Source organism: Bradyrhizobium sp. ma5 (assembly GCF_042258955.1).
In the GTDB taxonomy this organism is placed as follows: domain Bacteria; phylum Pseudomonadota; class Alphaproteobacteria; order Rhizobiales; family Xanthobacteraceae; genus Bradyrhizobium.
Window position 1 is genome coordinate 3,136,370 of the sequence record NZ_CP170156.1, and the last position, 26,086, is coordinate 3,162,455.

The 26,086-nt window shown below is 63.7% G+C and carries 27 protein-coding genes; 18 read left to right on the forward strand and 9 right to left on the reverse strand.

The window, feature by feature from the left end:
- Positions 1 to 2 precede the first annotated feature (2 nt).
- A complete protein-coding gene (locus ACE103_RS14370) occupies positions 3 to 770 on the forward strand; it encodes a hypothetical protein (RefSeq protein WP_223968290.1) in 768 nt (255 codons plus the stop codon).
- On the opposite strand, the gene ACE103_RS14375 is transcribed toward ACE103_RS14370, so the two are convergent.
- Positions 767 to 1,624 (reverse strand): LysR family transcriptional regulator, encoded by an 858-nt coding sequence (locus tag ACE103_RS14375; RefSeq protein ID WP_375779951.1) that lies wholly within the window; start codon positions 1,622 to 1,624, stop codon positions 767 to 769. The genes ACE103_RS14370 and ACE103_RS14375 overlap by 4 nt on opposite strands.
- 91 nt (positions 1,625 to 1,715) lie before the next feature.
- Here ACE103_RS14375 and ACE103_RS14380 point away from each other — a divergent pair, with 91 nt between their 5' ends.
- Positions 1,716 to 2,558 carry an MBL fold metallo-hydrolase gene (locus tag ACE103_RS14380; RefSeq protein WP_375779952.1) on the forward strand — a complete coding sequence of 281 codons (843 nt, stop codon included), beginning with the start codon at positions 1,716 to 1,718 and terminating at the stop codon, positions 2,556 to 2,558.
- On the opposite strand, the gene ACE103_RS14385 is transcribed toward ACE103_RS14380, so the two are convergent.
- The 3 genes from ACE103_RS14385 to ACE103_RS14395 are packed head-to-tail and all read right to left on the reverse strand — an operon-like array spanning position 2,555 to position 6,022.
- Positions 2,555 to 3,172, reverse strand: a complete 618-nt coding sequence (locus tag ACE103_RS14385; protein ID WP_375779953.1) for a DUF1254 domain-containing protein — start codon at positions 3,170 to 3,172, stop codon at positions 2,555 to 2,557. The two genes, ACE103_RS14380 and ACE103_RS14385, sit on opposite strands and share 4 nt — an antisense overlap.
- Positions 3,169 to 3,747: a DUF1214 domain-containing protein gene (locus ACE103_RS14390; protein ID WP_050424324.1), complete on the reverse strand. Its 579-nt coding sequence runs from the start codon at positions 3,745 to 3,747 to the stop codon at positions 3,169 to 3,171. The genes ACE103_RS14385 and ACE103_RS14390 overlap by 4 nt, the downstream gene beginning before the upstream one ends.
- A gap of 1 nt (position 3,748) precedes the next feature.
- Entirely contained in the window at positions 3,749 to 6,022 is a 2,274-nt protein-coding gene (locus tag ACE103_RS14395; RefSeq protein ID WP_375781107.1) for a transglycosylase domain-containing protein, read from the reverse strand.
- Between the two features lie 289 nt (positions 6,023 to 6,311).
- Between ACE103_RS14395 and ACE103_RS14400 the strand changes: the two genes are divergently transcribed.
- The 7 genes from ACE103_RS14400 (at position 6,312) to ACE103_RS14430 (ending at position 15,012) form a co-directional block, all read left to right on the forward strand.
- A complete protein-coding gene (locus ACE103_RS14400; RefSeq protein ID WP_375779954.1) occupies positions 6,312 to 6,833 on the forward strand; it encodes a YcgN family cysteine cluster protein in 522 nt (173 codons plus the stop codon).
- Between the two features lie 192 nt (positions 6,834 to 7,025).
- Complete coding sequence (locus ACE103_RS14405; RefSeq protein ID WP_375779955.1) at positions 7,026 to 8,618, forward strand: MDR family MFS transporter; 1,593 nt, start codon at positions 7,026 to 7,028, stop codon at positions 8,616 to 8,618.
- Positions 8,619 to 9,121: 503 nt separating this feature from the next.
- On the forward strand, positions 9,122 to 10,345 hold the full coding sequence (locus ACE103_RS14410; protein WP_223968808.1) for an ABC transporter substrate-binding protein: 1,224 nt from the start codon (positions 9,122 to 9,124) through the stop codon (positions 10,343 to 10,345).
- Positions 10,346 to 10,439: 94 nt separating this feature from the next.
- A complete protein-coding gene (locus ACE103_RS14415; RefSeq protein WP_092125194.1) occupies positions 10,440 to 11,315 on the forward strand; it encodes a branched-chain amino acid ABC transporter permease in 876 nt (291 codons plus the stop codon).
- A gap of 1 nt (position 11,316) precedes the next feature.
- The gene (locus ACE103_RS14420) at positions 11,317 to 12,243 is read left to right on the forward strand and encodes a branched-chain amino acid ABC transporter permease (protein ID WP_375779956.1); all 927 of its coding nucleotides are present in this window, start codon (positions 11,317 to 11,319) and stop codon (positions 12,241 to 12,243) included.
- Positions 12,244 to 13,725 carry an ATP-binding cassette domain-containing protein gene (locus ACE103_RS14425; protein WP_375779957.1) on the forward strand — a complete coding sequence of 494 codons (1,482 nt, stop codon included), beginning with the start codon at positions 12,244 to 12,246 and terminating at the stop codon, positions 13,723 to 13,725.
- A gap of 45 nt (positions 13,726 to 13,770) precedes the next feature.
- Positions 13,771 to 15,012 carry an ABC transporter substrate-binding protein gene (locus ACE103_RS14430; RefSeq protein ID WP_223968299.1) on the forward strand — a complete coding sequence of 414 codons (1,242 nt, stop codon included), beginning with the start codon at positions 13,771 to 13,773 and terminating at the stop codon, positions 15,010 to 15,012.
- 58 nt (positions 15,013 to 15,070) lie between these two features.
- On the opposite strand, the gene ACE103_RS14435 is transcribed toward ACE103_RS14430, so the two are convergent.
- Both ACE103_RS14435 and ACE103_RS14440 read right to left on the reverse strand, forming a co-directional pair.
- A complete protein-coding gene (locus tag ACE103_RS14435; RefSeq protein WP_375779958.1) occupies positions 15,071 to 16,285 on the reverse strand; it encodes an NAD(P)/FAD-dependent oxidoreductase in 1,215 nt (404 codons plus the stop codon).
- 81 nt (positions 16,286 to 16,366) lie between these two features.
- Positions 16,367 to 18,001, reverse strand: a complete 1,635-nt coding sequence (locus ACE103_RS14440) for a thiamine pyrophosphate-requiring protein (protein ID WP_212311046.1) — start codon at positions 17,999 to 18,001, stop codon at positions 16,367 to 16,369.
- 322 nt (positions 18,002 to 18,323) lie between these two features.
- Between ACE103_RS14440 and ACE103_RS14445 the strand changes: the two genes are divergently transcribed.
- Positions 18,324 to 18,488: a Flp family type IVb pilin gene (locus ACE103_RS14445; protein WP_092127042.1), complete on the forward strand. Its 165-nt coding sequence runs from the start codon at positions 18,324 to 18,326 to the stop codon at positions 18,486 to 18,488.
- A 214-nt stretch (positions 18,489 to 18,702) separates the two neighbouring features.
- Here the strand turns inward: ACE103_RS14445 and ACE103_RS14450 are convergent, their stop codons facing one another.
- Positions 18,703 to 19,680: a Ku protein gene (locus tag ACE103_RS14450; RefSeq protein WP_375779959.1), complete on the reverse strand. Its 978-nt coding sequence runs from the start codon at positions 19,678 to 19,680 to the stop codon at positions 18,703 to 18,705.
- A 567-nt stretch (positions 19,681 to 20,247) separates the two neighbouring features.
- Between ACE103_RS14450 and ACE103_RS14455 the strand changes: the two genes are divergently transcribed.
- The 7 genes from ACE103_RS14455 (at position 20,248) to ACE103_RS14485 (ending at position 24,310) form a co-directional block, all read left to right on the forward strand.
- Entirely contained in the window at positions 20,248 to 20,439 is a 192-nt protein-coding gene (locus ACE103_RS14455; protein ID WP_375779960.1) for a hypothetical protein, read from the forward strand.
- 64 nt (positions 20,440 to 20,503) lie between these two features.
- Positions 20,504 to 20,662 carry a hypothetical protein gene (locus ACE103_RS14460; RefSeq protein ID WP_223968303.1) on the forward strand — a complete coding sequence of 53 codons (159 nt, stop codon included), beginning with the start codon at positions 20,504 to 20,506 and terminating at the stop codon, positions 20,660 to 20,662.
- Between the two features lie 27 nt (positions 20,663 to 20,689).
- A complete protein-coding gene (locus tag ACE103_RS14465) occupies positions 20,690 to 21,022 on the forward strand; it encodes a hypothetical protein (RefSeq protein WP_375779961.1) in 333 nt (110 codons plus the stop codon).
- Between the two features lie 158 nt (positions 21,023 to 21,180).
- On the forward strand, positions 21,181 to 21,456 hold the full coding sequence (locus tag ACE103_RS14470; protein WP_223968305.1) for a hypothetical protein: 276 nt from the start codon (positions 21,181 to 21,183) through the stop codon (positions 21,454 to 21,456).
- Positions 21,457 to 21,511: 55 nt separating this feature from the next.
- On the forward strand, positions 21,512 to 21,928 hold the full coding sequence (locus tag ACE103_RS14475) for a hypothetical protein (protein WP_223968306.1): 417 nt from the start codon (positions 21,512 to 21,514) through the stop codon (positions 21,926 to 21,928).
- A gap of 55 nt (positions 21,929 to 21,983) precedes the next feature.
- On the forward strand, positions 21,984 to 23,054 hold the full coding sequence (locus ACE103_RS14480; RefSeq protein WP_375779962.1) for an NAD-dependent epimerase: 1,071 nt from the start codon (positions 21,984 to 21,986) through the stop codon (positions 23,052 to 23,054).
- Positions 23,055 to 24,097: 1,043 nt separating this feature from the next.
- The gene (locus ACE103_RS14485; RefSeq protein ID WP_092125205.1) at positions 24,098 to 24,310 is read left to right on the forward strand and encodes a hypothetical protein; all 213 of its coding nucleotides are present in this window, start codon (positions 24,098 to 24,100) and stop codon (positions 24,308 to 24,310) included.
- Between the two features lie 194 nt (positions 24,311 to 24,504).
- Here ACE103_RS14485 and ACE103_RS14490 read toward each other — a convergent pair whose 3' ends face one another.
- The gene (locus ACE103_RS14490; RefSeq protein ID WP_223968308.1) at positions 24,505 to 24,693 is read right to left on the reverse strand and encodes a hypothetical protein; all 189 of its coding nucleotides are present in this window, start codon (positions 24,691 to 24,693) and stop codon (positions 24,505 to 24,507) included.
- Positions 24,694 to 25,360: 667 nt separating this feature from the next.
- Here ACE103_RS14490 and ACE103_RS14495 point away from each other — a divergent pair.
- Entirely contained in the window at positions 25,361 to 25,735 is a 375-nt protein-coding gene (locus ACE103_RS14495; protein ID WP_223968309.1) for a helix-turn-helix domain-containing protein, read from the forward strand.
- Between the two features lie 14 nt (positions 25,736 to 25,749).
- Here the strand turns inward: ACE103_RS14495 and ACE103_RS14500 are convergent, their stop codons facing one another.
- A complete protein-coding gene (locus tag ACE103_RS14500; protein WP_223968310.1) occupies positions 25,750 to 26,055 on the reverse strand; it encodes a hypothetical protein in 306 nt (101 codons plus the stop codon).
- Positions 26,056 to 26,086: the final 31 nt, after the last annotated feature.

The following is a 26,086-nucleotide window of genomic DNA, read 5'->3' on the forward strand; positions in this document are numbered from 1 at the left end:
CAATGCCGGAATTTGCGCAGCGGACCGCCGCTCGGCGGTCATTCCCGGTGCTGATCCTGCTGCTTGCGGGCTCGGCGCTTGCGGGCTGTAGCGGCGGCGACTTCGGCCGCACCCGCGCCGACTTCCGCAACGACGACATGCATCGCTGGATGGGTGCCGAAGCGACCGGCAGCGTCGGCAAGAACGCCTCGCAATTCCAGCTCACTGAACACGAACGTCAGCTGCGCGATCTCGCTTATCAGTTCATCGAGCCGCCGCTGTCGCGACCGGCGTGGAAGAGCGTGTTCGGCGATTACCAGCCGTTGCCTTCGCCGTGGCGGCAGAAGGTCGTGTTCGATCGCACGGCGTATGGCCGCAATCTGATCGACGAGCCGCATCGCTCGTTCGCCTCGCGCTATTCGCTGCTGATCGACCAGGTCCGCGACGACATCACGCGCTTCGAGCCGTTCTTCGCCACCGCGATCCAGGTGATCGAGCTGGATCGCAAGCGCAGTGCCAGCCTGAAGATGATCGCCGACGTGTCGCCGCGCGAGAAGGCCGACGCGGTGGCGCGGATGGAAGAGAACACGCTGATCGTGCAATGGGTCCAGCAGAGCCTGGAGCGGCGGATCTCGTCCTATCGCTGGGCGCTGGAGCGGCTGGTGATCCAGGCGCCTGACGGCATGGCCGCCGACGCCGAACGCCAGATCAACGAGCTCGCCCGGCTCACCGCCAATGCGCCGCTCGTCTCAGGTCCGGTCACCGGTCAGGCCGTCGTGACGAAGGGCTAGGCCCGCTTCGCTTTCCGCGCTGATTTGACCCCGCGGCTGCTCGCCTGCCGCGGCAGGCTCGCAATGAACTCCTTCAGCGCGTCGGAGGGCGGGTGCGCCGAGGGGTAGGTGAGGCCGACTTGGCGTGTCACGTCGATTTCGATCGCACGCACCGCCACATCCGGATTGCCGCGCGCCACGCCTTCGGGAACGATCGCAACACCGACCCCGGCCGCGACCAGCGCCATCGCCCACTCCTCCGATTCCGCGATCGCCACCGGCCTGCGTGGCGGCGCGGTGCGCTTGAAGAACTCCTGCTGCTCGCAATGGCAGCGATCGATCATCGGAACGCCTGCGAAGTCGGTGGTCCGGAGCGTCTCTTTGAGGGTCAGTGGATGCGACGGCGGCAATGCCGCGACGTAGCGTTCGCTCCAGAGCGGGATGAAGTGCTCGCCGGCGTTGATCATGGTCTTGGCGACGATCCGCGCGTCGGCCTTCTCATTGGCGGCGACCAGCCGAAGCGCGAGGTCGGCGTTGGCCGTCAGCGGCTTCAGTAGCGCGATCGTCCGCGCCTGATCGAGCGTGCGCAACAGGCCGAGCGTCAGCGGCTGCCTTGTCACGGGTTTGCGAAACAGGTTTCGCGCCGCGTCCGCCTCGTCGATGATCCTGCGGGCGACGCCGTGAAACTGCGCGGCCGACTCCGTCGGCGCCATGCCCTTCTTGTGCCGGATGAACAGCGTGGTGCCGAGCTCGGCCTCGAGATGGGTGATCGCCGCCGAGATCGACGGCTGCGAGATGAAGCAGCGCTTCGCCGCGGCGGTCAGGTTGCGCTCGCGGTAGACCGCGGCGAAATAGCGAAGTTCGCGGATATCCATAGGCCTTTCCTATCGTATCGATAGAGAGACAATATTTTACCTATGGAAACGCAGGTGGCAAGGCTGTGCTGAATTCAGCAGAGGAAGGGTCATGCGCATCCACCATCTCAACACCGGCACCATGTGCCCGATCGGCAAGCGGCTCGTGAACGGCAGCGGCAGCATTTTCCAGCGGGCGCGGATGGTCTGTCACTGCCTGCTCGTGGAGAGCAATGACGGCCTCGTGCTGGTCGACACCGGGATCGGGCTCGACGACATCGGCGACCCGCCGCGGCTCGGCCGCAAATGGGTGCGCCAGACGACGCCGCGGCTCGATCCGGCCGAGACGGCGGTGCAGCAGGTCAAGGCGCTCGGCTTCTCGCCCGACGACGTGCGGCATCTGTTGCTGACGCATCTCGATCGCGACCATGCCGGCGGCGTGCCGGACTTTGCGAAGGCCAAGGTGCATGTTCATCGCAAAGAGTACGACATGGCGGTGACGCATCAGGTCGCGCCGCCGGAAGGCCGCTACATCACGGCGCAGTGGAAGCACGGGCCGGACTGGGCGTTCTATGGCGCCGATGGCGAGGACTGGTTCGGCTTCAAGGGGGTGCGCGCGCTCGGTGATCGCGAGCCGGATATTCTGATGATCCCGCTGCCGGGCCACACGCTCGGCCATTGCGGCATCGCGGTGCGCGACAAGGACAAATGGCTGCTGCACGCCGGCGACGCCTATTTCCACCACGCGCAGCTCGATGCCAGGCCGCGGATCCCGCTGGTGCTCGGCATGTTCCAGCGCCGCGCCGACATGGATCGCGCGACGCGCATCAAGAACCAGGAGCGGCTGCGCCAGTTGAAGGCGGCGCATGGCTCTGATGTCACGATCGTCAACAGCCACGATCCCGTCGACTACGAGACCTGCCGTTGCGGCCGGCACGCGCTGGCTGCGCGCTAGCGCTTGTTGCGCGCCGCAGGTGGCGGAGCGGGCAGCGGCGGCGGTGCTTCCTGCTTCGTCGCGACGGGCTCGGCCTGCAGCTTGCAGGAGGAGGCCGCAAGCGAGGCCTGCGCCTGCGGCATCAGGCCGGGCTCCGGCGCCAGCGCCTTCAGCAGGATCAGGCCGGTCGAGGTCGGCGAGTCGATGATCAGCCGGTCGGCGGCGGTGACTTCCTCATCCTCCGGCAGTTCGTTGTGCTGCGCTTCCGTCATCAGGTCGAGCTCGATCACCTTCTTGCCGGCGGAGCGGTCGTTGATCGCGTAATAGGCGACCTCGTTGCGGGTGTAGAACGACACCGACGTATAGGCCTGGCTGACCGGCACCGTGAGCTTGAGCGGCCCGGTGGAGAGATCGTAGCGGCAGATCGCCACCGCGAAGGCCGGATCCATCAGCGGCATCGGCGAGTTGCTCGGGTCGGCCAGCGGCAGCTGCGTCACCTCGTTGAGCTTGGTCATCGGCGTCAGCCGCGAATAGGCGTCCTGCGAGGCGATGCGCGGCAGCGCCAGCACGCTGACGAGATGCACCACGCCGCCGAGCAGCACGCCTGCGAGGATGGTGAACAGCACGCGGATCATGGACAGCCCGTCGTTGCGATCGAGGGCATCGGCGCGTCGCGCTGGGTGCGGGTCGCGACCCCGACCGGCGTGTCGTAGAGGCGCAGCATCAGCGCGTAGCGCTCGATGCCGCCGGTCGGCAGCCAGTTGCCGGCGCGCGAGCGCGAGGCGATGTGGATCTCGAACGTGCCGTCGGAGGCGCGCATGATCTCCTGGCTGGTGAAGCCGTAGCGCTGCAGCGAATTGGCGACGAGGTGGCCCTTGCGGTCGAACAGCGTCAGCGTCCAGAACCGCGCCGCCGGCGTCACGCCGCTGACCACGATGTCGCAGCGGCCGTCGAGCGGCTTGTTCTTGTCGTCGGTGGTTGCCGAAAACGCGATGCCGTCGCCGGTGCCGATCGGCAGCTCGCCGCTGCGCGCGATGGTGGCGCGCGAATAGGGGTCGACGTCTGAGGTGCCGTTCTTCGGCCGCGCGGTCCAGGCGCCAATCTTCAGCGTGCCGAGATCGGTGCCGCGCGTTGCCGTCGCGTAGGTCAGGCCGAGGCCGACGGCCGTGGCGATGACGAGTGCCAGCAAGGTGGTGAGGAGGAGCCGCACGTCAGTTCTTGCGTGGCGCAGGCGCTGTCGTGCCGTCCGGTCCGGCCGCGGCAACGTAGTTTTCAGGGAACGCCAGCGCACTCGAGGATTCCGGTTTGCCGGCCTTCGAGGGCTCGTTGAGCGTGGTCTTGTTGGTCGTCTTGGCGGCGTCGTCGAGCAGCTTCTCGACCCGCACCAGGATATCGGCACCGCGCTTGGTCAAGACCGGCGGCGGACCCGGCTTGGTCTCCAGCACGCGCGGCGCCGCGTTGGCCTGGGCATTGGCCTGCGCCGGCTGCGGCGGCAGCTTCTGGCCCATGCCGACGCCGACGAGTTCCTTCACTTCCACGCCCTGATGCGCGGTCACCATGATGTCGTGCCAGGTCTGCGCCGGCAGCGAGCCGCCGGTCATGCGGTTGGTCGGCGAATAGTCGTCATTGCCGTACCAGACTGCGCAGGTGAAGTTGCCGGTGTAGCCGACGAACCAGGCGTCGCGATAGGCATTGGTGGTGCCGGTCTTGCCCGCGGTCGGAATGCCGTCGAGCGCGGCGCGGCGCGCGGTGCCTTCGCTGACCACGTGGCTCATCATGCCGGCCATGTCGGCGGCGATGTTCGGCGGAATGGCTTGCCGCGGCTTCGGACCGTCGCGGTCCCAGCGCCACACCAGATCGCCGGCGCCGGTGCGCACCTCGAGCACGGAATGCGGCGTCACCGCCTTGCCGCGGTTCGGGAAGGTTGCATACGCCACCGCGTGTTCGATCACCGTGACCTCGTCGGAGCCGATCGGCAGCGACGGCGTGTCGGGCAGCGGCGCCTTGAGGCCGAAGCGGCGTGCGACCTCGACGATCTTGGCGCGGCCGGCCTTCGGGCCTTCCTTGCCGCCCAGCATGATCGAGAGCTTGACCGGCACCACGTTGATCGAGCGGGTGATCGCCTGCGTCAGCGTGACCTGACCCGAATAGGAATGGCCATAGTTCTGCGGGCACCAATTGCCGATGCAGACCGGGCCGTCGACCACCTTCGAGTTCGGCGTGAAGCCGTTCAGCAGCGCCGTGGTGTAGACGTAGGGCTTGAACGACGAGCCCGGCTGGCGATAGGCGTCGACCGCGCGGTTGAACTGGCTTGCACCGTAGTCGCGGCCGCCGACCATGGCGCGGATGCCGCCGTCGAGATCGGACACCACGGTCGCGGCCTGCGTCGCGTGATAATCGCGTCCGAACTGGCGGAGCTGGTTCTCGATCGCTTCCTCGGCCGCCTTCTGCACGTTCATGTCGATCGCGGTGCGGACCACGAAGACGCGCTCGGTGTAGGATTTTGGAAACGTATCGACCAGCTTGCGCATCTCGTCGAAGGCGTAGTCGAGATAGTAGTTCGGCGAATTCTCGTCGCGCCGGTCGACCGCGACCGCCGGATTGCGGCGGGCGCCGAACACCTGGCCCTCGGTCATGAAGCCGGCATCCACCAGATTGTCGAGCACGACGTTGGCGCGGGCGCGTGCCGCGGGCAGGTTGATGTGCGGGGCGTATTTGGTCGGCGCCTTGAACAGGCCGGCGAGCATCGCGGCTTCCGCGAGGTTCACGTCGCGCACCGACTTGTTGAAATAGAAGTGCGCGGCGCCGTCGACGCCGAAAGTGCCGCCGCCCATATAGGCGCGGTCGAGATAGAGCTTCAGGATCTCGTTCTTGGTGAGCCGCGTCTCGAGCCAAATCGCAAGGAAGGCTTCCTTCACCTTGCGCTCGATGGTGCGCTCATTGTTCAGGAACAGGTTCTTGGCGAGCTGCTGGGTGATCGACGAACCGCCCTGGCGGACGCCGCCGGCCTGCGCGTTGGTGACGAGCGCGCGGGCGAGGCCCGGAACGTCGATGCCGAAATGGTCGTAGAAGCGGCGGTCTTCGGTCGCGAGCGTCGCCTTGATCAGGTTGTCCGGAAAGTCTTCCAGCGGGATCGAGTCATTATGCTTGATGCCGCGGCTGCCGATCGGGTTGCCGTAGCGGTCGAGGAAGGTCACCGCGAGGTCGGACTTCTTCAGCCAGTCCTCGTCGGCGGTCTCGCGGAAGGCGGGGATCGCCAGCGTCAGCATCAGGATCATGCCGCCGAGCCCAAGCGTCGCGGCCTCCGACAGCGGCTCGATGAACACCCAGCGCTTCCAGCGGCCGACATAGAAGCGGTCCATGAAGGTGGAATAGCGCTCGTAGAGTTCGCGCAGGCCCTTGCCCGACGAGAACAGCGTCGAGTCGATACGCGCATCGAGGTCCAGGAAGAAATTCCGGACCTTCTGTTTCCAATGCGACGGCATGATCTGAAGGACCGGACCCTTGATCAGTTCGACAGCGCTGCGGGCGCCCGAAATGGGCACAGGCCAGCGTCTTGCTTCGATGTTGCGGCAATCCCAAGGCGCTTTTGCGTCGTTGGGGACTCGTTCGTTGTTCTATCCGAGCGGCTGCCATAAACCAATGGCGCGGCTTATGAATTTAATGAAAGCCCTAACGCTGCCCACCGGCTTTTTCGACCCCGCAATATCACCCCCCCTTGCGGAGGGAGCGCCGGCGTCCCAAGAAGAGCTTTACCGCCATGTCAGGGATATCATGACCGCACCGCCCAAGCGCCCGTCGGGCCAGGAGGGATTCTTCTGGAAAACCAAGGCGTTGGAAGAGATGTCCAACGCCGAATGGGAAAGCCTGTGTGACGGCTGCGCACGTTGCTGCCTGGAGAAGCTCGAGGACGAGGACACCGGCAAGATCTATTTCACCCATATCTCCTGCAAGCTGCTCGATTCCGGCCTGTGCACCTGCAAGGACTATCCGAACCGCTCCGACCAGGTTCCGGATTGCGTCCGCCTGACGCCCGAGAACGTCCGGACGCTGAACTGGCTGCCGCCGAGCTGCGGCTACCGGCTCGTGGCCGAGGGGCGGGACCTTTACTGGTGGCATCCCCTGATCTCCGGCGATCCCAACACCGTGCATGAAGCCGGGGTCTCGGTGCGCGGGCGGGTGGAGGGCACCGAGCTCGACGTCAACGACGCCGATCTCGAGGATCACATCGTGCGCTGGCCGGCCCTGCTGCCGAAACGGGCACAATTGAAGAAGCGGCCCAAGGCCTCCAAGTAAATTTTCACGACAGAACGACGCCGGCGCGAGAGCTGGCGCTGGTGTTGTCGCGATCACGTCACCGCGAGAACAGTGCGGTGGGATGCACCCATGCGCTGAGGTGCCTGCCTCAGCAACGAATTGCTGCATAAATTGCGGATCAGAGCATGATTCCATCGCGGCACGCGCCCGCGCAGCAGCATTACGCCCCAAATGAACAAGTATGAACGGCAGAGCCGTTTTCCTGCCGACCAAGAAACATTGCCTGACGACATTGCCGCAGAGCTGTCTCACCTCCCGAGCGAGGTGATCGAACTCAGCGACGCGCCGCCGCTGGCGCCGCCGGCGCCGCTCAATCCGGACGAAGTCCGCACCATCGTGATCAGCCTGATGCTGACGATGTTCCTGGCCGCGCTCGACCAGACCATCGTCGCGACCGCGCTGCCGACGATCGGGCGCCAGTTTCACGACGTCACCAACCTGTCCTGGGTGATCACGGCCTATCTGCTCGCCTCGACCGCGGTGGCGCCGGTGTTCGGCACGCTGAGCGACATCTATGGCCGCCGCGTCATGATCATCACTTCGCTCAGCCTGTTCGTGGTCGGCTCGGTGCTGTGCGCGATCGCGCCCAGCATGACCATGCTGATCATTGCCCGCGGCCTGCAGGGCCTCGGCGGCGGCGGCATCATGCCGGTGGTGCAGACCGTGATCTCCGACGTGGTGACCCCGCGCGAGCGTGGCCGCTACCAGGCCTATTTCTCCAGCGTCTGGATGGCCGGCGGCATTCTCGGCCCGGTGGTCGGCGGCGTGTTCGCCGAGCATCTGCACTGGTCGATGATCTTCTGGATCAACCTGCCGCTCGCGGCGGCGGCGCTGGCGCTGCTGCTGCCGAAGATGAGCAAGATCCCGGTGTTCCACCGCAAGCGCAAGGTCGACTGGCTCGGCGGCGTGCTGCTGATGGCCTCGGCCGTCGTGTTGATGCTGGTGCTGACCTGGGGCGGCACGCGTCTCTCGTGGCTGTCGCCGACCATTACCGCGATGATTGGCGCCTCGATCGCGCTCGCCGGCGCCTTCGTCTGGCACGCGCGCCGCGCCGACGAGCCGTTCCTGCCGCTGTCGCTGCTCGGCGGCTCGGTGGTGCCGTTCGCAATGGGCGCGGGCGGCTGCGCGCTCGGCGCCATGGTCGGGCTCACCGTGCACCTGCCGCTCTATTACGAGGTGGTCTATCACCTCACCGCCAGCGAGGCCGGCCTTGCGCTGATCCCGCTCGCGGCGATCTCGACCTTCGGTGCGGCGATCGCCGGCCGGACCATGGCGAAGGCCAAGCATTACAAGCGTGTCGCGATCGTCGGCACCTCGGTGGCTGCGATCTGCGCCGTCGGCATGGCCGTGACGACGCTGCCGCTGTGGGGATTGCTGCTGTTGATGAGCGTGTTCGCGCTCGGGCTCGGCACCACATTCCCGATCAGCGTGGTGTCGCTGCAGAACGCGGTGGCGCGCCCGCAGGTCGGCACCGTGACCGGTGCGATGAACTTCTTCCGCGCCATGATGGCGTCCTTCACGGTTGCCGCCTTCACCACGATCCTGCTGATGACGCTCGGGACCGACATCTCGCTTGCCGGCGAGCATCATGCCGCGTCCGCCGGCAGCGTCGGCGCGATCCCGATGGCCGACATGATCACCGCATTCCGCTACGTGTTCGGCGCCGCCGCCGTACTGCTGACCACGGCGTCCATCTGCATGATCACGATGGAAGAACGCCCGCTCGCCGGTCCCGCCGCGCGGCCGGTCGAGATGGCGGAGTAGGGCGGTCAGCCTCGTAAATCGCAGTCGTCCCCCGAACGAACGCAGGGACGTTTCCGTGACGACGCCAAATTCCCGCCGTCGTCCTGGCGAAAGCCAGGACCCATAACCACCGCACTCGGTGATGGATGGGATCGTGGCCCCAGCATCGCGCGACAATTCTCATTTGGGGTAATGGGTCCTGGCTTTCGCCAGGACGACGCTGAATGTGTCGGATCAAGCAAAACAAGTGGTGGAATGGATTCCGGGCTCTCGCTTCGCTCGCCCCGGAATGACGAATTGAGAGACCGGCACCCCACGCTCTTATTCCCGCGCTGCCTCATATTTATTCAACCGCAAAGCGCCCACCCACTACTTTAGTTGTCGTCCATGCATGGCGATCTGCGCGCAGTTTCACTTGCTGCGCGTTTTGTCGCAGCTATAGTCCGGCCCCAAGAGCTCGAAGCAGCCGAACAAAAGAGGAGAGAAACAGGGTGAAAAAGACTTCGCGACTGCCATTTCATGCGATGCAGCAATTCGCCGGAGCAGCCGCTTTGGGCCTTGTGGCGCTCGCGCCCGGCGGCGCGCAGGCCGCCGACACCCTCAAGATCGGCGTGATCGCCGAAGCGCAGGCGATTGCCGGGGCGTCGATCCCGCAGGCGGCGCAACTCGCCGCCGACGAGATCAACGCCAAGGGCGGCATCGACGGCCGCAAGATCGAGATCGTCTCCTACGACAATCACTCGTCCTCGGCGGACTCGGTGCGGGCATTCCAGCGCGCGGTCAACGAAGACAAGGTCAACGTCGTCATCTCGAGCTATATCAGCGAAGTGGTGCTGGCGCTCGAGCCTTGGGCGTCGCGCCTGAAGACCCCGTTCGTCACGCCCGGTGCGGCCTCCAACGAGATCAGCAAGAGCGTCCACGCCGACTACGAGAAGAACAAGTACACCTTCCACGGCTACCTGACCTCGGCTGCGCTCGCGCTGTCGGTCTGCGATGCCGCCAAGGAGCTCTTGGTCGATCAGAAGCACATGAAGACTGCGGTCATCATGAGCGAGGACGCGGCGTGGACCAAGCCGCTCGACGTCGGCTACGAGGAGTGCCTGCCGAAGATCGGGCTCAAGGTCGTCGACCATATCCGCTTCTCGCCGGATACCACCGACTTCACGCCGATCTTCAACAAGGTGGAAGCCGCCAAGCCCGACGTCATCATCACCGGCATCTCGCATGTCGGCGTGCAGCCGACGGTGCAGTGGAAGAACCAGCAGGTGCCGATCCCGATGTTCGGTATCTCCTCGCAGGCGACCAACGAGACCTTCGGCAAGGACACCAACGACGCGGCCGAAGGCGTGCTGTATCAGGGCGTGTCGGGCCCGAACGTCGCGGTGACGCCGAAGTCGGTGCCGTTCGCGGAGGATTTCAAGAAGCGCTACGGCAACTATCCGTCCTATGCGGGCTACACCGCCTATGACGAGGTCTATTACATCGCGGATGCTGTGAAGCGCGCCGGCTCGGTTGAGGCCGACAAGATGGTCGATGCACTGGAGAAGACCGATTGGGAAGGCACCATCGGACGCGTCCAGTTCTACGGCAAGGACGATCCCTTCACCCATTCGATCAAGTACGGCAAGGGCCTGATCACCGGACTGATGCTGCAGTGGCAGGGCGGCAAGCAGGTCGCGGTGTGGCCGAAGGAGGTCGCCAAGAGCGATCTCAAGTTCCCGAGCTTCATCAAGCTCACCACCAACTGACCGATGATCATGCTCCCGGGCCGGTCCCGGGAGCATCCGTATTCAGTTCCGCGTCCTCCACAACAGGCAGCTTTGCTGCCGCGGCCGATTTGAGATGCTTGCCTTACAAATCCTGATCGATGGCTTCGCCATCAGTGCGCTCTATGCGCTCGGCGCCACCGGCTTCACCCTGATCTTCGGTGTCTCCGGCGTTCTCAACCTCTCCCACGGCGCCATCATGGTGGCCGCAGCGGTCGCGGCCTGGGCCGCGGCCAGCGTGCTGCACCTCGACATCTACTCCGGCGCGCTGTTCGGTGTCGGCGTGGCGCTGATCATGGCGTTCGCGACCTATTTTGCGGTCGTGAAGCCGATCCAGAACTCCAGGCGGATCCCCAATGAGGAGAAGGAAATCTTCGTCCTCACCGGCACCCTGCTGTGGGGCATCATGATCCAGGAGCTGATCGCCTATTTCTTCACCAACAACGCCAAGACGGTGCTGCCGATCGTCGAGGGCGTCGTCGATATCTTCGGCAACCGCACGCCGCGCAACAACATCTTCACCGCGCTGGTGTGCTGCCTCGTGATCGGCCTGCTGTGGCTGCTGGTGAACCGCACCAGGACCGGCAAGGCCGTGCTGGCGGCCTCGATGAACCCGCGCGGCGTCACCTTGCTCGGGCTCGAGCTCACCCAGATCTATATCGTGGTGTGGGGCATCTACGGCATTCTCGCCGGCATCGCCGGCGTGCTGCTCGGCATGTTCCTCGGCGTCAGCTCCTACAGCGTCGGGCCGCTGACCGCGAGCGCGTTCTCGATCGTGGTGCTCGGCGGCCTCGGCAGCGTCTCCGGCTCGCTGATCGCGGCCTTCGTCGTCGGCTATCTCGAGACCATCACGGCCTACATGATCTCGCCGGCCTACCGCACCATTCCGGCGCTGCTGCTTTTGGTGTTCGTGATGTATATCCGGCCTCAAGGCCTCTTGGGGAGGCGCTGAGATGGCCAACTTCTTCACCTCGCGCCTGTTCTTCATCTCGCTGGTCTGCGTCGTGGTTGCCGCGACGCTGCCGCTCTATGTCTCCGGCTATATCCTCGGCCTGCTCACCGTCGCGTTCTATTTCGGCGTATTCGCGATGGCCTGGGACCTCTTGTTCGGCTTCGCCGGTGAGGTCAATTTCGGGCCGACCTTCCTGATCGGCACCGGCGCCTACACCGCGGGCATCCTCAACAACCAGTTCGGCTGGTCGGTCTATGTCTGCATCCTGCTCGGCGCGCTGGCCTCGGTGGTGGCGGGCTTCGTGCTGGCGCTGCCGGCGCTGCGGGTGAGGGGACCGTATTTCGGCCTCACCACGCTGGTCGCGGTGCTGATGCTGCAGAATTTCATTGTGGTGTTCGCCGATCTCACCGGCGGCGAGATCGGGCTCACCATCCCTGATGTCATCACGATCAATGCCGGGGCGAACTACTGGATCGCGCTCGGTTTCATGACCATCAGCGCGGCCATTCTGTATGGCCTGTCGCAATCGCCCGTCGGCCTCGTGCTGCAGGCGAGTGGGCAGGATCCGGTGCAGGCCGGCGCGCTCGGCTTCAATATCGTCAAGCACAAGCTCGCGGCGTTCATCGTCAGCGCGTTCTTCTCGGGGCTGTCGGGGGCGCTGCTGGTGTTTTATTTCGGCACCGCCTCGGTCGGCACCGTGGTCGACGTCGCGGTCGGCGTGAACGTGATCGTCTCTGCCGTACTCGGCGGCCGGCGCACCGTGCTGGGTGCGGCGCTAGGCGCGATCTTCCTGATCGTGGCCGGCGAATTCCTCCGTCCGACCGGCGAGCTCGCGACCTTCATCGTCTCGGCGGTGGCGCTGCTCGTCGTGCTGTTCTTCCCCGGCGGTTTCCTCGGCGCGGCCCTGTCACGCGAGGCGCGCTCCTAAATGGATCAGACTGTGACCACTATTCCGACACTCGCAGTTCGCGGCCTGACCAAGCGGTTCGGCGGCCTGACCGCGGTGAAGAATCTGAGCTTCGAGCTGCGCCCCGGCGAGATCCTCGGCCTGATCGGGCCGAACGGCTCGGGCAAGTCGACCGCGATGAAGAGCGTGATGGGTATCGAGCGCCCGACCGCGGGCGAGGTGCTGTTCGACGGCGAGAACGTCGCCGGGCTGCCGGCGCACAAGATCGCGCGCAAGGGCTTTGGCATGGTGTTCCAGCACTCGCGGCCGCTCAACCGGCAGACCGTGCTGGAGAACATCATGGTCGCGCTGCTGCCCGACAGCCTGTTCATGCTGTTTCCCGACAAGGCGCTCACCGAACGCGCCAAGTGGATCGCCGACCGCGTCGGCCTGGGGGCGGTGATGGACCGCCGCCCGCCGACATTGCCATTCGCCGATCTGCGGCGGTTGGAGCTGGCGAAAGCAATTGCGCGTGATCCAAAAGTGGTGCTGGTCGACGAGCCCTTCGCCGGCCTCACCAGCGCCGAGGTCGGAACGTTCTCCGCATTGATCCGCAGCTTCCGCGACGAGGGCCGCGCGGTGATGCTGGTCGACCACAACGTCAAGAGCGTCGCCGCGCTGGTCGACCGCGTGCTTGCGATGTATCTCGGCGAGGAGATCACGACCGGCCGCGCCGAGGACGTGATGAAGAACGAGACCGTGCGGCGGGTCTATCTCGGCGGCGCGATCGAGACCCATGCGCGGCCCGAGACCTCGTTCAAGGACAAGGTGCCGCTGCTGCAAGTCGAGAATGTCAGCGTGCATTACGGCAAGGCACAGGCGCTGGAGAACGTCTCGATCCACGTCCATGAGGGCGAGTTCGTCTCGATCGTCGGCCTCAACGGCGCCGGCAAGACCACGCTGTTCAACACCATCTCGGGCTTCCTGCCCTACACCGGCGAGATCCTGCGCGGCGGCGAGAAGTTGCGCGGAACGGGACCTGCCAAGATCGCCCGTTCGGGCCTCGTGCAATGCCCGGAATCGCGCGAATTGTTCGGCGAGATGACGGTGCGGGAAAACCTCGATCTCGGCGGCCAGCATCTCGACGACGCGGCGCGGGCCAAGCAACTCGCCTGGCTGTTCGAGTTGTTCCCGATCCTGAAGGAGCGCCAGGGACAGATGGCGCAGACTCTGTCCGGCGGCGAGCAGCAGATGCTGGCGATCGGCCGCGCGCTGATGATGCAGCCGCAGATCCTGATCCTCGACGAGCCGACGCTGGGCCTTGCGCCCGTCATCCTCGAACTGTTGTCGAAGGCGCTGGAGAAGCTGCGCCAGACCACCAAGATCACGGTGCTGCTCGGCGAGCAGAACGTGACCTTCGCGCTTCCGCATGCCGACCGCGTCTATGTGCTGGAGCATGCGCGGATCGTCTGGGAGGGCGATCCGGGCCGGTTCGCCGCGGAGGCCGGCAAGGACTTTCTCTGACGTTCGAAGTTTGAAGAATAACAAAACAAAGCAAGGGAGATCACGATGTCAGCATATTCAACCGCCACCCGCGTCAGCCTGTTGGCCTCGGCGCTCGCGCTGTGCCTTGCGGCGCCAGCCTATGCGCAGTCAAACGACCCGATCAAGATCGGCGTCATCGCCGAGGTGCAGTCGATCGCGGGTGCGGCAACCCCGGGCGGCGCGCAGATCGCCGCCGACGAGATCAACGCCAAGGGCGGCGTGATGGGCCGCAAGATCGAGATCGTCACCTACGACAACAAGAGCTCGTCGGCGGATTCGGTGCGCGCGTTTCAGCGCGCGGTGAGCGAGGACAAGGTTTCGGCCGTGATCGCGAGCTACATCAGCGAGGTCGTGCTGGCGCTGGAGCCGTGGGCTTCGCGGCTGAAGATGCCGCTGATCACGCCCGGCGCTGCCTCGAACGAGATCACCAAGGCGGTGCACAACGATTATGAGAAGAACAAGTACACTTTCCACGGCTACCTGACCTCGGCCGCGCAGGCGCAGCTCGTCTGCGACGCGGCCAAGGAGCTGCTGGTCGATCAGCTCAAGTTCAAGTCGGTGGCGATCATGAGCGAGGATGCGGCGTGGACCAAGCCGCTCGACATCGGCTACGAGGCCTGTCTGCCCAAGGCCGGGTTGAAGGTCGTCGAGCACATCCGCTTCTCGCCCGACACCACCGACTTCACGCCGATCTTCAACAAGATGGAAGCGGCCAAGCCCGACGTGATCGTCACCGGCATCTCCCATGTCGGCGTGCAGCCGACGGTGCAGTGGAAGAACCAGCAGGTGCCGATCCCGATGTTCGGCATCAGCGCGCAGGCGCTGAGCCCGACGTTCTGGGGCGACACCAACGGCGCCGCCGAAGGCGTGCCGTCGCTCGCGGTGGCGACGCCCGACGTCGCTGTCACCCCGAAGACCAAGCCGTTCGCCGCGGCGTTCAAGGCCAAGTTCGGCACGCCGCCGGCCTATACCGGCTACACCGCCTATGACGAGGTCTACATCATTGCGGAGGCGATCCAGCGCGCCGGCTCGACCGATCCGGACAAGATGGTCACCGAGCTCGAGAAGACGGATTTCGAGGGCACGATCGGCAAGATCCAGTTCTACGGCAAGAGCGACGAATTCACTCACGGCATCAAGGCCGGCCCGGGCGCCGTCACCGGCCTCGTGTTCCAATGGCAGGGCGGCAAGCAGATCACGGTCTGGCCGAAGGCGATCGCGGAAGGGAAACTGAAGTTTCCGGATTTTGTGAAGCTGTCGCAGTAATTGCGGGCACGCTATCGTGAGATGAGAAGGGGCGGTCACGCGGTGGCCGCCCCTTCTGTTATTTGCGCGTCGGCGGTGCGGTCTGGGTCGTCGGCGCGGCGGCCGCAAGCAGGGCGGCGCGGTCGCCGTTGCGCGGCGGATAGATGCGTTGCTGGTTGATGGTCTGCTTGGTGAGCTTGGCGGCGGCGCCCGTGGTGTGCACCTCGCGGTCCCAGCCGGTGGTGTAGAGAGCGCCCCAGGCGCCGAGATCGAGCACCGTCACATACCAGTCGATATTGAGCGGCAGCAGCTTTTCGCCGAACAGATCCGCGACCACATTGTGCCCGGCAAAGCGGCCCATCGGCCGCGCGAACTGGCACGACATCACGGTTGGATGCTCGCCATCGATAAGGCAGGCGGCAACGTCGCCCGCGGCGAACACGCCGTTGAGGCCCTCGGCGCGCATGTAGTGATCCACGGCGATGCGGCCGAGCGCATCGCGCTTCGCCGGCAGCAGGGCGGCGAGGGGGCTCGCGCGCATGCCGCCGCACCACACCACGGTTGCGGCCGGAATGATCTCGCCGCTATCCAGCGTGATGCTTTCGGCGCCGACGGCGCTGACCCTGACGTTCAGCCGCGTCTCGACGCCGAGCGCGGCCAGCGCCTCGTTGATGACGGGACGGCCATGCGCGCCGAACGTCGCGCCGACCACTGAATTGGGGTCGATCAGGACGATGCGGTGATCGCCGCTGATGCCGGCTTGCGCGAGCTTGGCCGGCATCTCGGCCGCAACCTCGATCCCGGTGAACCCTGCGCCGACCACCGCCACCGTCGCGCGGGCCGGTGAGGGCGGCTGCCTGCCGAGCGCGGCAAGATGCGTGTTGAGGCGCGTGGCTGCTTCGAAGGTGTCGACATCGAAGCCGTGTGCGGCAAGGCCTGATATCGCGGGGCGGACCAGCTCGCTGCCGGTCGTCAGCACCAGCCGGTCATAGCTCAGCGTGTCCGCGCTGGAGCCTGTCTTGACGACGACCTCGCGCTTCGCCGGATCGATCGCCGCGACATCAGCCACCCTATGCCCGACGCCGACCGGATCGAGCAGGTCCTTGAGCGGCAGTGCGACATCGCCGAGATCGACCTCGTAATTGCGCACCCGGATGTTGTGATAGGCGTTGCGATCGACGACGAGAATCTCGGTGTCCTCAGCCCGCACGCCGATCTCGTCGCGCTTGCGAGCGGCACCGAGCGCCGCCCACAGCCCGGCAAAGCCGGCACCCAGCACCAGAACGCGCGCCATCTCTCCTTCCGATCCTTTGTCGAAGAGAGCTTGCCTGCCCAGGCGAGGTCAAATCAAGTGGGCGAGGGCGTGTGAGGTGCCTCACGTCCCCGGCCGCGACACCTCAGTCTCCTTGCTGGTGATGAATTCCAGCAGCACCGGCACGCCTTCCCTGGTCTTCTGGATGCCGCGCTTGATCGCGGGGATGATGTCTTCGGGCTTGGTCACCCGCTCGCCATAGCCGCCGAAGGCGCGGGCCATCGCGGCGTAGTCGCCGGAGATATCGGTCGAGCGGTATTTCTCGGTCGAGATCGGCATCACCTTCAATTCGATCGCCATCGAGAAATTGTTGAGCAGGATCGACATGATCGGAATCCGTTCGCGCACCGCGGTCTCGAAATCCATGCCCGTGAAGCCGATCGCGGCGTCGCCCCAGACATTGATGCAGAGCTTGTCGGGTTTTGCCAGCTTGGCGCCCATCGCGAGGCCGAGACCGTAGCCGAGCTGTGTGGTCTTGCCCCAGCCGATATAGGACAGCGGCTCGACCGATTTCCAGAACGGCGAGAGCTGATCGCGCGGGCTGCCGGCGTCGTGGGTGATGATGGTGTTGTGGATGTCGACGGTGTGCTGCAGGTCCCACAGCACCCGGTAGGGATTGAGCGGCGCATCGTTATGCGTCAGCTTCGGCATCCACTTGGCGAGCCATTCCTTGTGGGAGGCTGCGATCTCTTCCGCGACCGCACTGGCATTGCGGTCCGCGGTCACGGTCTTGCCGATCTCCTCCAGCAGCGCGTCGAGCACCAGGCCGGCGTCGCCGACCAGACCGATCCTGGCCTCGACATCCTTGTTGATGTGGTTCGGATCGAGCGTCGAATGGATGATGGTCTTGCCCTTCGGCATCGCGATGCCGAACGACGTTTCGGTGAAGGAGCAGCCGATGCCGAAGATCACGTCGGCCTCAGCGAGGAATTTCGGCACCGCGCGCGGCACGGCAAGACCACCGGAGCCGAGCGACAGCGGATGGGTCTCCGGGAATGACGACTTGCCGCCGAGGCTCGTGGTGACGGGGATCGCGAGCCGCTCGGCGAGGCGCTTCAGCTGCGGCCAGGCCTTGGCGTAATGCACGCCCTGGCCGGCATAGATCACCGGACGCTTGGCGTTGACGAGCAGGGTTGCGGCTTCCTTCACATGAACGGGATCGGCGCCGTAGCGGGTGCGCAGCACCGGTGTGTAGTTCAGGGGCTCCGGCACCTCCTCGTTCCACATGTCGGCGGGGATCTCGACGATCACAGGCCCGCCGCGGCCGTTCTTCAACTTGGTGAAGGCGCGACGGAAAATGTTGCAGACTTCCGCGGCGATGTTGATCGGCTCCGAGGATTTCGAGAACGCCTTCATCGCCTGGCTGGAATTGAAGTTGGGATCGATGTTGGCGAGCCGGCGCGCATAACCCATCGGTAGCACCAGGACGGGCACGGATTCGCCGTAGCACTGCGCGACGCCGCCCATCGCGTTCTCGGCGCCCGGTCCGTGCTGCATGCAGAACGCGCCGATCTTTTCGCCCGAGGTGACGCGGGAGATCGCGTCCGCCATGTGCACGCCGATGCGCTCCTGGCGCACCATCACGGGGCGGATGTCGGCACTGGCGGCATATTCGATCAAATGGTTGACCGGGTAGCCCGTGAGGATCTCGATCCCCTCGCGCTTCATGATTTCCGCGATCGCGGTGCCGAGCTTCATGACGGTCACTCCCTTGGATGCGGCCGGTTCGTTCCGGCCTCGTTGTCGTCCTGTCCGATAAAGGAACAGGATTTCGCCGCGAGGGTAAAGCGCCGCCGGGGCCGGATCAGGTAGTCCTGATATGCGTTTACGCCCAATCGCGGCGCGCTGGCTCGCGGGGCGAGTTCAGGATGCAGGCAGAACTGGCAGCGAGTTTCTCTGCAACCTTTAAGCGATCGTTCATCCTGTCCATCAATGCGCCGTCAACCAATGTGGCCTAGTTTTGCTGGCATATTGCTACGGCGCGGGAGAAAAAGCCGCGGGCGTCGGACAGGAGCTTTTCATGCGCGCGTTGCTTGCAAGATTTCTGCGTGATGACGTCGGGGCTACGGCGATCGAATACGCCATCATTGCCGGCGGCATCAGCATCGTGATCGTCGCCGGCGTCAGAGGCATCGGCACCACTGTGAGCGGCCAATTCACGGCAGTCAGTTCTGCATTCAAGTAAGCGCCACCGGACACGCTCCACACTTTCCGATTCAGTCGGCTCCGCCGTTTCCATTCAGCGCGCGCAGCATCGTGATGCGCGCGAACGTCAGCCACCCGCACCTCGTTCTGCCGCGCTGATCAGATGCGCAACCGGAAGCTACCAGCGCGCCTGCTGCTGGGTGTGCTCCGATAGCTTGATGATGTGGCCGGCCGCCTGCTGCAGCGCCGCGACCTCAACCCGCCTTCTTCCGCGCCGCGGTGCCTTGCGCACGCGCGGGCTTCTCGGCCTTCTTCGGCTCGGGCTTGACGGCCTCCTTGGGCTCGCGCTTGCCGCTGCCCGAGATCGGCAGCAGCATCTCGCGCTGGCCCTCGATGCGCTTCTTCGGCTTCTTGCCCTTCGCCGCCTTTGCCTCGGCCTTGGCGGGAGCGGCCTGCTTCTCGTTGGCGAGGCTCTTCTTCAGCGCGTCCATCAGGTTGATGACATTGCCGCTGGCCTTGCCCGCGGGCTTGGCGATCTTGATGCCGTTGCGCTTCTGGTTGATCAGGTCGATCAGCGCCTGCTCGTAGCGATCCTCGAACTCCTCCGGATCGAATTCGCCGGACTTCTGTTCGACGATGTGTTTGGCGAGATCGAGCATATCCTTGGTGATCTTCACATCCTGGATGTCGTCGAAATATTCCTTCTCGCTGCGCACCTCATAGGGGTAGCGCAACAGCGTGCCCATCAGCCCGTTGTCGAGCGGCTCGAGCGCGATGATGTGCTCGCGGTTGGTCAGCACCACGCGGCCGATTGCGACCTTGTCCATGCTGCGGATGGTCTCGCGGATCACCGCGAAGGCGTCGTGGCCGACCTTGCCGTCGGGAACGAGATAATAGGGGCGGATCAGATAGCGGCTGTCGATCTCGCTGCGCGGCACGAATTCGTCGATCTCGATGGTGCGAGTCGAATCCAGCGCGATGTCGTCGAGCTCTTCCTTGGTGACCTCGATATAGGTGTCGGTGTCGACCTTGTAGCCCTTCATGATGTCGTCGGTGGAGACTTCCTCGCCGGTCTCCGCATCGACCTTGGCGTATTTGATCCGGTGGCCGGTCTTGCGGTTGATCTGGTTGAAGGAGACCTTCTCGGTATCCGACGTCGCCGGGTACAGGGCAACCGGGCAAGTCACGAGCGAAAGGCGCAAAAAGCCCTTCCAGTTGGCGCGGGGGGCCATAGGGAAAACTCCGATTACGCGGAACGGTCGAGGATAACACCGGGAACCCCGGTTTGAAACAACGCGGCCCGGTGAATCTGGCAACGGCGTTAACCGTGACCCCAAGCCTGCGCCCGTTTGACGCGGCGGCAGCGCCAACCGTCGGAAAGCCTTCAACGGCTCGGAACATCACTCGGATCACGCGGCGGCCTCTGAACGGGAACGACAATCGCCGGAATTTCAGGCGCTTAAGCAAAAAGGTCGCCATCGCAACGGAACGACACGGTCCGGTCACTGAAACCCGACCGGGGCGCTCCAGGCCGAGCCCGGACCATCGGTTCTCGCGCCGCTCACGGCCTCCACCGGGCTTGCAGACTTGATCCGCGGAATTGCCTGGTTGCCTTTTCCGGGTGTGACGCGCCGATCGCGGTTTCCCGATGCGAGGTCTTGATTGTTAAACTGAGATGCGGGCATAGCGGGCCGCCATGCGCTTGCGGGGTGTGCGGTCGATCACGCCCGCATCTCGCCACGGCTGCCGCGCATGCGATCGCCTGGCATTCCCAGGCTCGGCGATCGGCTTGATGCGCGATGCACATCCGCGGCGCCGACCGCAATATCACGCAACTGAAAATTCCGGCGCGCGGGCTGCTGCGATCGCGGGAGGCGATCCCTGTTTTCTTGAGCCAAGCCTTGACCAGCAATCTTCTTGAGCGCGGGCCCGCCGCTTCACGAGATTTTGCAGTAGAGATCTGTGATGCGCGGGGCGAATTGCTGCCGTGACGCGTCATGAGATCATCGAAATTGGCTGCTAGCTGATTTGAATCAGATGCGTCTTGAGCTCGAGATGTTCTATCCGCAAGAAGAAAAAAACTCGCTGCTGGCGCGCTTCAAGGAGAAAAGCGTTTCAGGTGTATTCGTCGGGCTGACGCTGCTGGCGATGGCGGGGTGGATTTATCTTCTCAGCTCGATGTTCCTGAAATTCATGCTGTGGTGGTTCTCCTGAGGCGCGTCGCCCTCGAGTACAACCGGCGTGGGCGCCTGGTCATCGTTGCGCGGTTCGACTGCACAAAAAATTCCAGCGGCTGAACATTCTTTCGGCGCGCGCAATCATGATGTCGTCACAACTCCGAATGTTAATAACATCGGATCAACGTGGACGAATGTGATGCTCTCTCCTGTTCTCATCCTTGCGGCGGCGTTCGTCGCCGGCTTCTGCTCCGGTTTCGCCACGCGCGCGTGGCGGTCGCGCAAGCGGCGCGCGCAATATCGGATCTATGCGCCCTATGTGGCGCCGTCAGCGGCGAAATCGTCGCGGCCGGAACAGCCGGTTACCGCATTCGGCCACATGCGCCGTGCGTTCTAGCGGGCTAGCTCGACAGAGGTAGCGCGACAGTGTGGTGAGTTGGGGTTGGCGGGCGACATGCAATCGGTCATCTTGTCTTCGTTGCGGCAGCGGGGCCGGGTTCGCGTGCCGGCTGGGTCTTTCCGTCGGCCCGCGCATCGTGAGGGAACTTGCACAGCATGAATGATCTCAGGGGGCATTCGCCAAGGCGGTATGTCGTCGATGTCAGTGGAAAGCGCGTGCTGGTCGGTCTCACGCTCGAAGAGACATCTGAATTCGAAGGACTGGACACCTCGCTGCCGATGCTGGGCGGGGAAGCCCAGGGAGCGGAACTGATGCCGTCGGCCGTCGAGGGACGCTGGCTCGAGCTCTATGACAAGCACGACAAGGCCTGGATCCAGTGGAAGGCCGACCTGAGGGCCGGGCAAGCGGGCAATTCACCCTTTTTTAACTAAGACCGGGCGATTTTGAGCGATACTGCCTGAGTGGGCCCGAACCGGATACTGACAGATGTTTCAGCTGTTTTTGCGGGCTCGCGCGCACGACCTGGTCAGGTCGCGGCGTGGCGAGGAAGGTTTCAAGGCGCGCTCGGCTGAGCGCGATGCCGAGACCGATCGCGCCCGGATCGGATCGATCATGGCCGCGATCGAGGCGGCGTTGCAGGCAGCCGAAAGCGAGCAATCCGGCCTTGGCCGACGTGTCGACGATGTTCTGGCCCGCGCGGCGGTGACGCTCGGCAACGGCACCGACGAGTATCTGGAACGCGAGGCGCTTGACAACCATCATCAGGACCTGTTTGACGCCGAGATCTCCAACGGCCAGCGTCGGCTGAAGGAACTGGCGACCGAGATCGCGCACTTCAAGTTCATGAAGGCCGCGGTCCTGAGCCGCTTTCCGGACTACATACCTCCGGCCGGCAGCAACTGACGCGCGCCGCGGCCGCAACGCGAAGCCAGAAGCTGCGGCCCGCGCCTGACGGCGTATGCGGCCTGGTCCGGCGCAAGGCGAAAGGCACAGGCGAAACGTGGTGATCGCAGGCAATCTACTCGTCACGGGCTGCGCCGGCTTTATCGGCTTTCATCTGGCTGAGCATTTGCTGCGGGCAGGGCAGCCGGTGATCGGCATCGACAATCTGAACCAGTATTATGATCCGGCGCTCAAGCAGGCGCGGCTCGATCTGCTCAAGCAGCACCGCGGCTTCACCTTCCTGGAACTTGACCTCGCCGACCGTGCCGGGATGAAAGCGCTGTTCGAGCGCTATCGCTTCGAGGTCGTGGTGCATCTCGCGGCGCAGGCCGGCGTGCGCTATTCCCTGCAGAATCCGCATGCCTATTTGGATTCCAATCTGGAGGGCTTCCTCAACGTCCTCGAGGGCTGCCGACATACTGCGTGCCGGCATCTGCTGTTTGCGTCGTCATCGTCGGTCTACGGCGCCAACACCAAGCTGCCGTTCTCGGTCCACGACAACGTCGATCATCCGATCAGCCTGTATGCGGCTACCAAGAAGGCCAACGAACTGCTCGCTCACTCCTATAGCCACCTCTATCGCATCCCGACGACAGGGCTGCGGTTCTTCACCGTGTACGGCACGTGGTATCGGCCGGACATGGCGCTCTATGCGTTTGCGGACGCGATCACCCGGCGGAAGCCGATCCAGTTGTTCAACAACGGCAATATGCGGCGCGACTTCACCTATGTCGATGACGTGGTCGAGGCGATGGTGCGGCTGATCGGCCGCGCGCCCGAGGGTGACGTCAACTGGTCGGGAGCGCATCCCGATCCGGGGTCGAGCAAGGCGCCGTGGCGCGTCTACAACATCGGCAACTCCAGGCCGGAAGAACTGATGCATGTGGTGGCACTGCTTGAGCAGGGCTTCGGCCGGCAGGCCGAAAAGCAGTTGTTGCCAATGCAACCTGGGGATGTCCTGGAGACGTCGGCCGATGTCTCCGATCTGGAGCGTGAGATCGGCTTTCGGCCGCAGACGCGGATCGAGGACGGCATTGCCAAATTTGTCGCCTGGTACCGCGCTTATCATGACGTCGATCGGACGTAGTGCGTTCGTTGCGAATTCCGGCGCGAGAAAAAACCTGGCTCGGCGTGGAACGGAGTGCGGCAACGAGAGTTGTCAGTGGCTTTGCGTTCGCGTCAGCCGCGATCATTTCGCGTCACCCGGGATCATCATGTCCAGCGCCACTTTCAACAGGTGCGTCGCCAGTGGTGGCAAGATGGACCACGACACGCCTCTCAAATCGAAATAGCGCGCGATCGCGACGCACGTTGCGAATTAGCGATGCTTATGGCGGTTGGTCGAATCGCCGTTGTCCGCCGTGGCAATCGTGCAAGCGCATATGAGATGAGAATGCGGGCGTTCGCTGCCTCCGCTGAAGTCGAAACGCCTCAATATCACTCATTTCAAATTTGAATAGCATTGTCGCGTTCGGCTCAGGTCGAGGCGAATGTCTCGCATGATCGCATGTGTGGCGTTGATTCCCTTCGCCGCATCGTGAGGGCGGATCAGAATGCCCAGATCCGCGATCTCGATATCCGAAACGGATCGAAACATTCTGCGCTCAATGCACAGGACGCGGCGTCGGTTCGCTGCATCCATGCTGCTCGGTTCAAGCTGTTATGCGCGGCGAAAAAACCGATTGATCGAAAGCAGCAGATTTAGTGTGTGCACGCCGTGTTTGGTGGAATATCTGGTTCGAGGCTGGAACACCTCATCAAGTCCCGAGCCGTTGACGCGGCGACATTGTGATAGCCGGCAGGCGCGTCGCCGGTTTCGACCTCGATCGCCGCGATCAACGATCGTCAAATGATTTCATGCTCTTGGTCGCGCCTCACGGTCCGTTCCAGCTGCGCTCTTTGGCCGCGCGTCTCGTCGCTGCCGCTGACATCCCATCGCCACGACACATATAAGGCCATCGATCGAACTTTTCGCGATCAGGTTGTGGAACCTGGTTGAGAAAATTTAACGCGGAGCCAAGTTCGTCGCAAACCTGCCCCATTAACCGCATTCCATGTGCGTGATCTAACTCTGTCATCGAAACTTCAATCACATCGCTCATACCCTTAACCGCAGAGCGAGGGCGCGCCATGAAGCAGCACAAAGTTCAACATTCGCATCAGCCAATCGAAGAGGCGTTGCTCGCGACCAATCAATCGCTGCGCAACGAAGTCGTTGCGCTGATGCTTGATATCGCCGCGTTGCGTGAAATCCACGAGCGTCCGGGGGCGTCTCGTTCGTTCGGCATGTCGCGTGAGCAGAACGCTCCGCGCGTCGCATTGCGCCGGGTTCACCACAGCTAAAGTCGTCAGCCTATTTCTCACCGAGCAGAATTTGCGGCCACATCCAAGCCAGTCTGGCGAGGATGTCGGCGCCTGCCGCTATGAACAATTCAATTTTAAATTGAACGTTGTCCCGCCCGACCCTCGTTTGGGCGAGCCGGCTCGATCTGGCCAATGTTTGCCGCGGACAATCTGTGGTCGTGAGGGCAGGGCAGTCAGTGCTCTTGCCGCACCGGCTTGTGCGCCACGATGTAGGACAGGCGCTCGCGCAGGATCCAAGTCTGCAAGACCAGCTCGACGGCGGTATGCCGGAGCTCGGAATTCTCCGCGACGAGACGTTCCAGGGCGTCGGTCGCCTCGCTGGACGCGGACTGCTTCCCCTCGAAGACCTTGAGACGCGCCATAGTGTCGATCCTCGTAAAATGTGTTGGTCAGAGACTGGCTCTGACAAGCGTCAGCACAGAATAGTTCGCGGATGATCGGGCGGTCGTGGTTCCGCCTGAGGGCCTCGGGTGGGAAAGCGCCTAATTGATAATTCGCGGATCGAGCTATGGGTGTTAGGTTTCCTGAAAATGATCCTCAAATATGTTGAAACTCTCATGACACCTAACGTCTCAGTAACTACCGCTGCGCGTGCGCGCCCGCAAGCTGCCGGACGCGAAGGTCGCGGGATTAATTTGTTAGAGTGTTGTGAAACTCTCGCCTGACCGGCGGCGTAGCTATCACGGAGAGGCATGGTGCACTCACAATCTGTCGCGGGACCGATTGGATGTTCTCATTTGCTTCTCATTCGGGAATGCAAACGGTGCGCCAGTTATCCGGATCAAATTGTCATGCGCAGAAAGTCGTATAACTTTTTCTGTGAGGCCGTCTTTCGGCAGGAATATTGCTCATATATTCCGGTAAATACCTTGCAGCTTCGATGTTTCTTCGCACAATGCGGCGCTGCCGACGGCAAGTTCGAGGCTCCCGTAGGTCCCCCGGGAAATCCTCAATTTGAATTTCCTGTTGCATTTACATAGCTTATAGGCCATGCGATGATTGCTAATCTAGGGGGCAATGAGATGACCAATGAGGCGTCATTCAACTGACGAGATCAGTTCCAAGGTCAAGCAAGCCGAGGAACTCATGGCGCGGGGGCAGTCACAAGCCCAAGCGTGCAAGGTGCTGGGCGTTAGCGTGATGACATTTCACCGCTGGCGCAAGCAGGAGGCTGCACGCGGCCATCAGCCGAATGGTACTGTGACCGAGCTTGCCGCTCGCACCGATGATCGAGATGGTATTCCCCACGTTCACAACCGTATTGACGAATTGCGGCTGGAAAATGAACGGCTGCGCCGGATTGTGACTGACCTGCTGCTCGAGAAAATGAAGATCGAGGAGAAGCTCGCGCTCAGGTCCAGCGGCGGGAACGGTTTGCCCCGCCGTGGTGAAGTCCAGAGCTGACGGAAGCTGATCCGCTAGTGGATACGCGAGGGCCTGGGAGCCAGCAGCAGCTGGTCGCTCAGATGCGCTTTCTCGGATCTTGCGCGCAGCTCCTCGAGGATTGGACGTAGCCTCGCCTCTGCAAGGTCCAAGCCTTTGACAATGTCCTGGTTCGGCATTTCAGCCGGAAAACGGGCCGATCGCAGCTTTGTTTCGACCGCCTTGACCAGCACCTCGACGTCGTCGCGGTGCTGGCCGGCGACGAGCTCGGCGCCCATCAAGCGGATGAGATGGAGGAGGGCCAGCAGCGCGGCCTCGGTTTCGCCAGCCGATGAACTCATAGACGCTCTCTGCCTGATGTTGCCGGCAGGT

What these genes read in the sequence shown, in the direction of transcription:
- ACE103_RS14415 (WP_092125194.1), top strand. Translation starts at nt 10,440, where the DNA reads ATGCTTGCCTTACAAATCCTGATCGATGGCTTCGCCATCAGTGCGCTC.
- ACE103_RS14400 (WP_375779954.1), top strand. Translation starts at nt 6,312, where the DNA reads ATGACCGCACCGCCCAAGCGCCCGTCGGGCCAGGAGGGATTCTTCTGG.
- ACE103_RS14435 (WP_375779958.1), bottom strand. Translation starts at nt 16,285, where the DNA reads ATGGCGCGCGTTCTGGTGCTGGGTGCCGGCTTTGCCGGGCTGTGGGCG.
- ACE103_RS14395 (WP_375781107.1), bottom strand. Translation starts at nt 6,022, where the DNA reads ATGCCGTCGCATTGGAAACAGAAGGTCCGGAATTTCTTCCTGGACCTC.
- ACE103_RS14440 (WP_212311046.1), bottom strand. Translation starts at nt 18,001, where the DNA reads ATGAAGCTCGGCACCGCGATCGCGGAAATCATGAAGCGCGAGGGGATC.
- ACE103_RS14405 (WP_375779955.1), top strand. Translation starts at nt 7,026, where the DNA reads ATGAACAAGTATGAACGGCAGAGCCGTTTTCCTGCCGACCAAGAAACA.
- ACE103_RS14455 (WP_375779960.1), top strand. Translation starts at nt 20,248, where the DNA reads ATGCACATCCGCGGCGCCGACCGCAATATCACGCAACTGAAAATTCCG.
- ACE103_RS14460 (WP_223968303.1), top strand. Translation starts at nt 20,504, where the DNA reads ATGTTCTATCCGCAAGAAGAAAAAAACTCGCTGCTGGCGCGCTTCAAG.
- ACE103_RS14445 (WP_092127042.1), top strand. Translation starts at nt 18,324, where the DNA reads ATGCGCGCGTTGCTTGCAAGATTTCTGCGTGATGACGTCGGGGCTACG.
- ACE103_RS14430 (WP_223968299.1), top strand. Translation starts at nt 13,771, where the DNA reads ATGTCAGCATATTCAACCGCCACCCGCGTCAGCCTGTTGGCCTCGGCG.
- ACE103_RS14470 (WP_223968305.1), top strand. Translation starts at nt 21,181, where the DNA reads ATGAATGATCTCAGGGGGCATTCGCCAAGGCGGTATGTCGTCGATGTC.
- ACE103_RS14420 (WP_375779956.1), top strand. Translation starts at nt 11,317, where the DNA reads ATGGCCAACTTCTTCACCTCGCGCCTGTTCTTCATCTCGCTGGTCTGC.
- ACE103_RS14380 (WP_375779952.1), top strand. Translation starts at nt 1,716, where the DNA reads ATGCGCATCCACCATCTCAACACCGGCACCATGTGCCCGATCGGCAAG.
- ACE103_RS14500 (WP_223968310.1), bottom strand. Translation starts at nt 26,055, where the DNA reads ATGAGTTCATCGGCTGGCGAAACCGAGGCCGCGCTGCTGGCCCTCCTC.
- ACE103_RS14490 (WP_223968308.1), bottom strand. Translation starts at nt 24,693, where the DNA reads ATGGCGCGTCTCAAGGTCTTCGAGGGGAAGCAGTCCGCGTCCAGCGAG.
- ACE103_RS14495 (WP_223968309.1), top strand. Translation starts at nt 25,361, where the DNA reads ATGAGGCGTCATTCAACTGACGAGATCAGTTCCAAGGTCAAGCAAGCC.
- ACE103_RS14410 (WP_223968808.1), top strand. Translation starts at nt 9,122, where the DNA reads ATGCAGCAATTCGCCGGAGCAGCCGCTTTGGGCCTTGTGGCGCTCGCG.
- ACE103_RS14375 (WP_375779951.1), bottom strand. Translation starts at nt 1,624, where the DNA reads ATGGATATCCGCGAACTTCGCTATTTCGCCGCGGTCTACCGCGAGCGC.
- ACE103_RS14450 (WP_375779959.1), bottom strand. Translation starts at nt 19,680, where the DNA reads ATGGCCCCCCGCGCCAACTGGAAGGGCTTTTTGCGCCTTTCGCTCGTG.
- ACE103_RS14425 (WP_375779957.1), top strand. Translation starts at nt 12,244, where the DNA reads ATGGATCAGACTGTGACCACTATTCCGACACTCGCAGTTCGCGGCCTG.
- ACE103_RS14480 (WP_375779962.1), top strand. Translation starts at nt 21,984, where the DNA reads ATGCGGCCTGGTCCGGCGCAAGGCGAAAGGCACAGGCGAAACGTGGTG.
- ACE103_RS14385 (WP_375779953.1), bottom strand. Translation starts at nt 3,172, where the DNA reads ATGATCCGCGTGCTGTTCACCATCCTCGCAGGCGTGCTGCTCGGCGGC.
- ACE103_RS14485 (WP_092125205.1), top strand. Translation starts at nt 24,098, where the DNA reads ATGAAGCAGCACAAAGTTCAACATTCGCATCAGCCAATCGAAGAGGCG.
- ACE103_RS14475 (WP_223968306.1), top strand. Translation starts at nt 21,512, where the DNA reads ATGTTTCAGCTGTTTTTGCGGGCTCGCGCGCACGACCTGGTCAGGTCG.
- ACE103_RS14370 (WP_223968290.1), top strand. Translation starts at nt 3, where the DNA reads ATGCCGGAATTTGCGCAGCGGACCGCCGCTCGGCGGTCATTCCCGGTG.